The 10,000-nt window shown below is 45.3% G+C and carries 9 protein-coding genes, 1 tRNA gene and 1 pseudogene; 1 reads left to right on the top strand and 10 read right to left on the bottom strand.

Annotated features, from left to right (window positions below):
- The 8 genes and pseudogenes from LDL18_RS04560 to LDL18_RS04595 form a co-directional block, all read right to left on the bottom strand.
- A pseudogene (locus LDL18_RS04560) lies at window positions 1-134 on the bottom strand (alkene reductase); the annotation flags it as partial.
- Between the two features lie 187 nt (window positions 135-321).
- On the bottom strand, window positions 322-1,431 hold the full coding sequence (locus tag LDL18_RS04565; RefSeq protein ID WP_296507213.1) for an AbrB family transcriptional regulator: 1,110 nt from the start codon (window positions 1,429-1,431) through the stop codon (window positions 322-324).
- Between the two features lie 4 nt (window positions 1,432-1,435).
- Complete coding sequence (locus tag LDL18_RS04570; RefSeq protein ID WP_296507215.1) at window positions 1,436-2,002, bottom strand: hydrolase; 567 nt, start codon at window positions 2,000-2,002, stop codon at window positions 1,436-1,438.
- Between the two features lie 263 nt (window positions 2,003-2,265).
- Window positions 2,266-2,340: transfer RNA gene (locus LDL18_RS04575), tRNA-Gly, on the bottom strand.
- Window positions 2,341-2,526: 186 nt separating this feature from the next.
- Window positions 2,527-3,402, bottom strand: coding sequence for a class I SAM-dependent methyltransferase (locus tag LDL18_RS04580; RefSeq protein WP_296507217.1), 876 nt, complete (start codon window positions 3,400-3,402; stop codon window positions 2,527-2,529).
- A 27-nt stretch (window positions 3,403-3,429) separates the two neighbouring features.
- Window positions 3,430-4,656: a pitrilysin family protein gene (locus tag LDL18_RS04585; RefSeq protein WP_296507219.1), complete on the bottom strand. Its 1,227-nt coding sequence runs from the start codon at window positions 4,654-4,656 to the stop codon at window positions 3,430-3,432.
- Window positions 4,653-6,050 (bottom strand): threonine synthase, encoded by a 1,398-nt coding sequence (gene thrC / locus LDL18_RS04590; protein WP_296507221.1) that lies wholly within the window; start codon window positions 6,048-6,050, stop codon window positions 4,653-4,655. The genes LDL18_RS04585 and thrC overlap by 4 nt, the downstream gene beginning before the upstream one ends.
- 218 nt (window positions 6,051-6,268) lie before the next feature.
- Window positions 6,269-6,580: a hypothetical protein gene (locus LDL18_RS04595; RefSeq protein WP_296507223.1), complete on the bottom strand. Its 312-nt coding sequence runs from the start codon at window positions 6,578-6,580 to the stop codon at window positions 6,269-6,271.
- A 403-nt stretch (window positions 6,581-6,983) separates the two neighbouring features.
- Between LDL18_RS04595 and LDL18_RS04600 the strand changes: the two genes are divergently transcribed.
- A complete protein-coding gene (locus LDL18_RS04600; RefSeq protein ID WP_296507225.1) occupies window positions 6,984-7,991 on the top strand; it encodes an adenosine kinase in 1,008 nt (335 codons plus the stop codon).
- 120 nt (window positions 7,992-8,111) lie between these two features.
- Here the strand turns inward: LDL18_RS04600 and secF are convergent, their stop codons facing one another.
- Window positions 8,112-9,029, bottom strand: coding sequence for a protein translocase subunit SecF (gene secF / locus LDL18_RS04605; RefSeq protein ID WP_296507227.1), 918 nt, complete (start codon window positions 9,027-9,029; stop codon window positions 8,112-8,114).
- Window positions 9,030-9,045: 16 nt separating this feature from the next.
- Window positions 9,046-10,000, bottom strand: a 955-nt coding sequence (gene secD, locus LDL18_RS04610) for a protein translocase subunit SecD (RefSeq protein ID WP_296507229.1), incomplete at its 5' end; no start/stop codon positions are given.

Genomic DNA, 10,000 nt, shown 5'->3' on the forward strand with positions numbered 1-10,000 from the left:
TGGGCATAATATTCGGCCATTATTTCAGTCGGAACATGATCGCGCGTGGCACGGCCACGGGTCAGAGGTGCCATCCAAATTCTATTTTTTGCGGTAAAAGCGCCAAAGCGGATGGGATCAAACAAGCTAGGCATAAACGCAGACTCCCAAAATATCAGCCAAAAATCTGTTACCTTTATAGGGCGTCTATTCTACTCTATTTTGCCAGATACACCATCCACCACAGTATAATATTATAAAAAATATATTTATTATATTTATATATTATCTTACTCAAAAAACATTTTTATGTTTATCTAAAATGTTAATAATAGAATACTATTATTCTAATGGGATCGTTTCTTTCTGTTGCTCAGCTTTATTTCGGCTTAAGCGTCCGGCAATAGTCGGTGCCGTCAACAAAACCACCACAAAGCGGACTGTCTGCATCCCCATAACAAAAGGCATATCAACCGGACTTGAGGCAGCAACCACCGCAACAGAATCAACACCGCCGGGGCTAGAGGCCAAATAGGCAGTTAAAAAATCGACATGCGCAATTTTAGCTAGAATCAAAGCCAGACCACTACATAAAAGAATCAGAGTCAAAATAGAGGCCAAAACTCGAAAGAAAGAACGGGCAGCATAGCAGACAATCGATCTCGAAAACCGAAGCCCGATACTCCATCCGACTAGACTATAGCTGATAGCAAGCAGCCATGTCGGCAATTCGATAGTGAACCAACCGACATCCTGAAGAACCACTCCCAGCCCCAAAGGTAATAAGATACCTCCGGCCGGAATCTTAAAACGGGCAGCAAAAAAGGTGGTTACCACAATAAAAGCAAGCGTTTTCAGGAAAGCTGCCAGATGAATCGGTGGAAACCAGATAATATTTGAGACGACAGGATGATGCCCCATAAATATCTGGGCAATCAAAGAGGCAATCAACGCGACACAAACAACCCGTAAATATTGCATAAAAGCAACCAGCCGGACATCTGCCCCGTAGGATTCTGCCATCAGGGTCATCGTCAAGGCGGCTCCGGGTGAAGACCCCCATAATGCCGTGGTTCCTGGTACGACATTAAAGCGAACCAGCAACCAGCCCAGCAATGAACTGACCAGAATAACAGATATGACCCCCGCCAAAAACAAAGGCCATTGACGAAGCATCGCATCCAATATCGGAAGCGGCATACTATGGGCGATCATGCAACCGATCACCCCTTGCGATAGCATGAAAGGCCATCTTGGAACGGCCACCGTCCCTTCCATGACCGCAACCAAAATAGCAGCCGCCATCGCCCCCAGTAACAACGCCGCCCCCAGATGAACCACTTCAAACAGACTGATAAAAAGAACAGATCCCAAAAGTAGGCTAGCCCACTGGATCAGAACATGATGGTTAGCAAAGGAAAAACGGCGACAAGCAGAAGAGAGAATAAACATCCGGCTATTTCAGAACAATATTCTGACTTTGGACTACATGTGCAAGACGAGGAAATATCTGCTGAACCGACATATCATGCAACGCTTGAGAAAAACTGGTGCAACCATCTTCTACAATCACAAGATCATAGCCATGCTCCCATGCCTGCCTTGCGGTTGACTCAACACCAAAATTGGTTGCGATACCACTTAAGACAATCGTCTGGATGCCCCGCCGTCTTAGTTGAAGATCAAGCTCTGTTCCATAAAAGGCACCCCACTGCCTCTTCGTAATCACTATATCACCGCTTTGCTTCAAACCCTCTGCAAGCTGATCCCATTCGGGCGAATAACCACCTTCTGGATATTCGGCAGGCTGATCTACATTTCGCGGTGGCACGTCAGGAAAGTTTTCCGAAAAAGTCACTCTGACCAGAAAAACGGGAGCCCCAGCTTTTCTAAATTTTTTAGCTAGAGTCTTACCAACAGAGAGCACCTTCTCACCGCTAGAAGGTTCTAATGGCAGATTGATGATACCATTTTGTAAATCAATTAAAACAAGAGCTGTCGTTTCGGGATTAAGGGAAAGCATAGTAACGCGTCATCTCCACGATTCAGTGAGCGCATAAGACTCAGATATGCGCAATTTATGAAACAGGTTGATTGCTCAATAGAAGCAAGACACCCGATAGAATCGATCTGAATATAGACGCCTGTCTAAGAGACTGCCAGTATCGCCTCTCTTCAGAGTAGAGATCCACTTTCAAAGCCCAATAGCCCTGATTAGAAACAATTTTTAAGAGAGAATGGGATAGATACAAAAAAAGCACCCTAAAGGTGCTTATTTTTAGAAACTGGAGCGGGCAAAGGGATTCGAACCCTCGACCCCAACCTTGGCAAGGTTGTGCTCTACCCCTGAGCTATGCCCGCTCTGGCATTTCGGTTAACCGTTTCCGGTGCCGTGGAAGGGTCACTAGCATTGCTTTTTTATTCCAGCAAGCTCTTTTTGCAAAAAAAAATAAAAAAAACGCTTTTTTTTTAAATTTGGGGCAAAAAGAACTGAAAAACCAAGTTTTTCAGAAAGCTATGCCTTTATCAAAAACGCAAAATTAGGAATCAGTCATTCTTCCAACGGGCAAAAATAGCCGTTGGCAGATTAAGACCTCGTGCTTCTTCTTTGATGGCCATTTCACCGACTTCAACACAGCCCCCCAAATGTCGGGTAGCTTGAGATAACAGTTCGCCGATAGCTAAGGCTGACATTCTGACAGCATAGACAGTCAAAACTAAAAATTTTGATTTTTGATCCAATAACTTGACAGCTTCATCAATTAAATCCGATAAATTTTCTTCAAGACGCCAAACTTCATGAGCAGGCCCCCGTCCAAATTTGGGTGGATCCATCAAAATACCATCATAACGACGATGGCGACGCACTTCTCTGGCTGTGAATTTCACCGCATCATCAACTATCCAACGGATAGGTTTATCCGTAAGCCCAGAAATTTCAGCATTATTCTTAGCAGAAGCAACTGACTTTTTAGACGCATCCACATGGGTAACTTTGCCACCTTTTGCAGCAAGAGCAAGGCTACCGACGCCCGTATATCCGAAGAGATTAAGAATTTCGGCATCTTCAGTAACACGTTCCCGCATCCAAGCCCATTGTGGTGCCATATCCGGGAAAAAAGCTAGATGGCGAAAAGACGTGTTTTGAGCCAGAAAACAAACATCTTCCCATTGGAGAAGCCAACCATCCTTAGGCACATAAGGTTTTAAATGCCATCTCCCGCCGCCATCTTCATCAGAAGCACCGATAAATTCGCCATCAGCTTGCCAGTTATCTTGTGCAGGACGCCACATAGCCTGTGGTTCAGGGCGGATAAAATGATAACGGCCATAGCGTTCTAGCTTACGCCCATTTCCACTATCAACCAGTCCATAATCTTCCCATGCTTCGCCTGTCAGGGTGATCAGGGAATCAATCGCCATTTTTATCCTGCCTTTTATTTTTTAATTTTATGAAATCGTGAGGCCATCACCAACGCTGGCAAGCGCTTCACCTTGGGAAAGAGAATACTGTCCGACAGAACGAATGTCATCCAAAGAGACAGCATCAATCCATTCGACGACTTCTGAAGGGTTCACAATACGGTTATGAATTTGAATCTGGCGCCCCAGATGATCGCAACGGGCAGCCACACCTTCTAGATTCATTAAAAGGCCAGCTCTTGCCTGAGCCTTAGCGCGCTGCAACTCTTCTTCTGAGACAGAAGCAACTGTATCAGCCATAATTTGCCGTATCAATGTAAGGGCTTTCGACGCATCTTTTTTATCAGCCGCACAATAGATGCCAAAGATACCCGTTTCAATCCAAGATTGAGACCAGCTATAGACAGAATAGACTAGTCCCTCTTCTTCCCGAAGAATCTGGAATAAGCGGGAGGACATTCCTCCGCCTAGGATAGAAGCCAGTAAAGCCGAAGCGTGAGAACGAATATCTTGATAGGAAAAACCGCAATAGCCTAAGGCAATATGGGTTTGGTCACTGTCACGATGGTCATCATAGCGGCCGGTCGTGAATTTTGCTTTTTCAACAGCCAGTGGTTGGCCTTTATCCCAGTCGCTAAAACGACTTTCAGCCATTTTTAAAAAAGCATCTTCGTCTATTTTCCCAGCGGCCGCGAGGACAAAACCTTCTGGTTGATAATATTGTTTAACCCATTGGCTTAAAGCATGACGATCGATAGCTTTTATGCTTGTCTCATTTCCTAAAACCGGCCGCCCCAAGGCTTGATCTTTAAAAGCAACAGATTGCAGATAATCATGGATAATGTCATCGGGTGTATCATAGGATTCACCCAATTCAGATAAGACAACGCCCTTTTCCCGTTCAAGCTCTTCTCCATCCAAAGTCGGAGAACGCACCAGATCAGCAACCAACTCCAATCCTAAATCCCAATATTCGGAAAGCATTCTTGCTTGAAAGACAGTATGATCTCTAGCTGTCCATGCGTTTAGCTGGCCACCACAGTTTTCAGCCGCCTCGGCAATCATACGAGCATTTCGCCCAGCAGCCCCCTTGAAAACCATATGTTCGACCATATGAGCCAGACCACTATAAAGATCTGGTTCGGAGCGAGCGCCCACATTGGAATATAGGCCAACGGCCATCGTCTCAACTCCCGACATCGGTTGAAGAGCGATGGCCAGACCATTAGACAAACGGTGAAGTTTAGGACTCAAAGCTGAAACCCAGCATCGATATAGGCCTGAATTGTCTGACGCGAGGCAGGCAATTCAACATAGCGTTCTTCACGGCTGTAAAGATCAGCTAAACGATGCGGCAGAGGCGCTTCTTTCCCCGTAATACGGGAAACGGCATCAGGGAATTTTGCCGGATGTGCCGTTGCCAAGGTAACAACCGGAACATCTTTCGGAAGATCCGTTTCACGGGCGGCGGCCAAACCAATAGCCGTATGAGGATCAATAACCTGTCCTGCCTTATCTGAAGCCCAACGCATGGTGGCTGCCATTTCATCGGGATCAATGCGTTTGCTGCTGAATATCGTTGCAGCTTGCTGGCGCATTGCATCAGAAATCTGGATAGCACGACTCTGTTCAAATTGCGCCATGGTAGCGGCCAAAGAAGCCGCATCCCGACCATGAAGATCAAAAAGCAGACGTTCAAAATTGGAACTGATCTGGATATCCATCGACGGCGCATCAGTCGGCGTCACACTACCGACAGAATAGTCACCCGCAGATAATGCCCGATAAAGAATATCGTTGATATTGGTTGCAACGATCAACTTTTCGACAGGAAGCCCCATTTTTTTGGCAGCATAACCCGCAAAAACATCACCAAAGTTACCGGTCGGAACAGAAAAAGCTACTTTCCTATCAGGTGCACCGAGACGAACAGCCGCATAGAAATAATAAACGATCTGAGCCATCAAGCGTGCCCAGTTAATCGAATTAACAGCGCCCAGACGATGACGTTTTCTAAAGTCGCTATCGTTGAACATGGCTTTGACAATAGCCTGTGCATCATCAAAGCTACCGTCAATTGCGACATTATGAACATTGTTATCAAGAACTGTCGTCATTTGGCGACGTTGAACTTCAGAAACACGGCCATTGGGATGCAACATCACAATTTGCACGCCAGCCCGTCCAGCAACAGCAGATATGGCCGCCGATCCAGTATCACCGGAGGTTGCTCCGACGATTGTCAGATCCTGTCCTTTTTCTTCGGAAAGGAATTTTTCAAATAAATGACCAAGAAGCTGCAAAGCAACATCCTTGAAAGCCAAGGTCGGGCCATGGAATAATTCCAGCAAGAAATGCCGTTCATCTAATTGAACCAACGGCGTAACAGCTGCATGGTTGAACTGACCATAAGCGGCTTCACACAGATTTTTTAATGCCTGATCGTCCAGCACGCCACTGACAAATGGCCGCATAACTGCGACAGCTGTATCGACATAGGATAGCCCCGCTAATGCAGCGATATCCTCGCGGCTGAAGGCTGGCCAATTTTCTGGCACATAGAGACCACCATCCGAGGCAAGCCCGGTTAAGGTAACGCCTTTAAAATCCTGCGCGGCTGCCGCGCCCCTTGTACTGATATAGCGCATGATGTCCGCTCAATTCTGAAATATAACAACATGACCTTTGCCTCAGGCAAAAGACTTGATGCTTTTCTAACGAGGGGCAAGGCTTTCGGCAATCCGTATGAAAGGAAAATAAGGCGATAAAGGCCAAAAATCGAAGATAGCATAAAGGGCTATGTTCTTTTATTTCGCGAAAGGCTTTTATCCTTTTTAGCGTCTATCCAGACTCACTATTCGGACAATCACTTATGATGTAGCTTCTGGACAAGCATTCTAAGACAATTTTCTTGATTGAAATCATTGCCTTGTAAATCTCGGACATCAACATGCCGCACCACCATTTCTTCATTTTTGTGTGGCGGATAAAGATAGGCATCCAAAACACAAACCGAACTCTGAAATTGTAGACGCCTTGCCCAAGGCTCATCAATATCCTGATCGGGAGAACCAAAAAGACCAACAAGATTACGGGCTGTCATTCCTTGTAATTTGGGTAAACGATCAAGTGAAGGCACCGGAGTAACCGGACGTTTTACAGGAGGTGGTGTCACCACAGGATGCTTTTCCTCTCCACCGCATCCAGATAGGAACATAAGGATCGGGACAAAACTTCCGAGCAGTGTTTTTTTCAAAAAAGATTTGTCTAGCAAAATAGCCGGTGTCCACTGTCTATTGCCAATTTGATCCATAAAAATACGATACTTTCTAAGCCGTAAAGAGATTCGCCTAAAGAGAATGAGGCATATTCATTAAGGCTTCTTATTTTCCAGAAAAGGATATCCTGTCCATCGGCTTTCTTTACCGATAAGCCTATATCTGTCTCCTTTGGCCGCAATGACAGAATTTTGTCTCTTGAGAGATGTGAATAAAACCCTTTTCTGCTGTTTGCTCGCTTTTCTAACGCCGTTATGGCATCTGAAATTTTAAATTAGGCATATTTATTCAGGAAAGGCCGCTATGCCGCATAACCGCTATGATATTGTTGCTATCGGAAACGCCATTGTCGATGTTTTGGCAGCCACGGACGATCAATTCTTATCCGAAAAAAACATTACGAAGGGATCGATGCAGCTGATTGATGCAGATTCAGCTGAAACCCTTTATCAGGAAATGAATCCCAGCCATGAAATCAGCGGTGGTTCAGCAGCGAATACCCTTGTCGGCGTAGCTGCCTTGGGTGGACGTTGTGCTTTTATTGGACAAGTCGCCAATGATCCCCTTGGTCAGGTTTTTCAACAAGATATTCGCGCTCAGAATATTCATTTTGATGTGCCCGTTCAAGAAGCAACTATCCCAACAGGACGGTGCCTTATTCTAGTTTCGCCTGATGGCGAACGGAGTATGAATACCTTTTTAGGGGTTGCCCAGACTTTGCATCAAACTGCTATCAAACCAGAAGTAATCGAGAATGCAGAAATTCTGTATCTCGAAGGCTATCTTTGGGATCCCGAAGTGCCGCGCTCAGCGATGAAAGAAGCGATCCAAATTGCAAGAAAAGCAGGCAAAAAAGTAGCTTTGACACTTTCCGATACATTCTGCATAGAGCGCCATCGTGAGGACTTCAAAAAGCTGATCAATAACGGTCTGATTGATATTCTCTTCGCAAATGAAGGCGAATTAAGATCATTGGTGCAGCATGATGATCTGGATCGGGGCATTGAAGAGGTCGCATCAAAACTGCCTTTGTTGGTCGTTACCAAAGGCCCCGATGGTGCTATTGCTGTCCAAGATATGGAACGGACAGAAGTCTCTGCCAAGAAGATCAATCAAGTCGTCGATACGACAGGTGCAGGTGATCTTTTTGCAGCCGGTTTCCTTGCCGGTCAGGCTAGGAATCTTTCTATTGCTGCTAGCCTTGAAATGGGTGCCATTGCAGCAGCAGAAATTATCTCCCATTATGGTGCACGGCCTGAAAACGATATTAAAACAATGATTGAATCTGCATTGAACATTAGTCTGAATTAGGGCAGGGGAAAATTCTCTTTATCTGTTCAATATAAGGATAAAGAGGCAACCTGATCAAAGTAACAAAAAAGGCTCCGAAAACTATTCGGAGCCTTTTTTTATTGGAATAGAAACCGGCTTTTATTCTGACTTTGCTGCCTTTGGTCGTAAATTTAGAAAAATCAGCAAAGAGGATGAGACATAGATAGAAGAATATGTCCCGACGATAACTCCAAGTAGCATAGCCGCTGTGAAGCTACGAACGGCATCGCCTCCAAAAATAAGTAAAATGCCCAGAACCAAAATCATGGAAAAACTGGTCATAACCGTTCGGGGCAAGGTTTCATTGACAGAAAGATCAATCAATGAACCCAAATCCATTTTGCGGAATTTTCTTAAATTCTCACGAATACGGTCATCAATAACGATTTTATCGTTAATGGAATAACCAGCAATCGTCAGAATGGCTGCCACAATATTCAGGTCAAATTCCATACGTGTTAAGGCAAAAAAGCCAAGAATGACCAACACATCATGGGCAACCGACACAAAAGTTGAGACAGCGAACTGCCACTCAAAGCGTAACCACGTAAAAATTACGATACCAGCAATAGCTAATAAAACAGCAATAATCCCACTGCGCATTAACTCACCAGAAACCTTACCGGAGACGGTGTCGACACGCTCGAAATGCACATTAGGAAATTGCTGTGATAAAGAGGTCTGAACAATTTTGACCACTTTTTGGGAGGCTGATTCATCGCCGGGCGGCAATGGCAACCGGATTGACACATTGTTATTGGTGCCTATTTGCTGAAGACTGGCCTCACCGATATTCAGACGGTTAATATCCCGCCGCAAAGTATCGAGTTCAACCGGTTTTTCAAAATGGGCTTCAATCATCAAGCCGCCGACGAAATCAACACCAAGATTGAGTCCTTTTATGCCTAACAAGGCCACAGAAGCCAAGGTCAGGATGAAGGTAAGCAAAAATGCTATCCCTCGTAAGCGGACAAAACGGATATTCGTGTTATCCGGGACAATACGAAGCAATGCCATAGTGATATGCCCCTTCCTAGATCGTCAGTTTAGCCGGACGACGTCTCAGATAGAGAGCCACCAACATACGGGTAAAGGTAACGGCAGTGAAAACCGAGGTAATAATCCCGATTAACAGAACTACGGCAAAGCCCTTAACAGGCCCCGAACCGAAACAGATCATAATCAACGCCGAAATAGCATGAGTCACATTGGCATCAAAAATCGTCCGGCTAGCTTCTTTATAGCCCATATCAACCGCATGAACAGGGGTACGTCCACGGCCAATTTCTTCACGGATGCGTTCATTGATAAGTACGTTGGCATCAACCGCTGCACCAATGGTCAACACAAGACCAGCAATACCCGGCAGTGTTAGAGTAGCACCAAGAACAGCCATAACTGCCAATATTAAGAACAGGTTGAGGATAACCGCACTGGAAGCATAGACACCAAAACGACCATAAACACTGATCATAAAAATGACGATCGCTACAATAGCGATACTGCACGCCAAAGTTCCGGCACGAATAGAATCCGCCCCCAAACCAGGACCGACTGTTCTTTCTTCAACTACCTTCAAAGCAACCGGCAAGCTACCAGAGCGAAGCGCGATAGCCATCTGATTAGCTGAATCAATGGTAAAACTACCCGTGATAATAGCAGAACCACCTAAAATAGGCTCATTGATCGATGGAGCAGAAAGGATGACGTTATCCAGAATAATTGCAAAGCGTTTACCTGGATTTTTCTGGGTCACTTCCGCGAAACGGCGACCACCATCAGCATTAAAGCTGATCGATACAGCCGGTAGGCTATTCTGATCCATCGTCTGATCGGCATGAACAAGATCAACACCAGTTACAATAGCGCGACGTTGAACAGCGACAGGCTGGCCAGATTGCGCAATCATTACTTGCGTTCCAATCGGCACTTTTCCTTGAGCCAGATCGGCTGATTTGACACTGTCATCAACCAATTTGAATTCAAGT

The sequence above is a fragment of the Zymomonas sp. genome, assembly GCF_020216885.1.
Classification (GTDB): Bacteria; Pseudomonadota; Alphaproteobacteria; order Sphingomonadales; family Sphingomonadaceae; genus Zymomonas.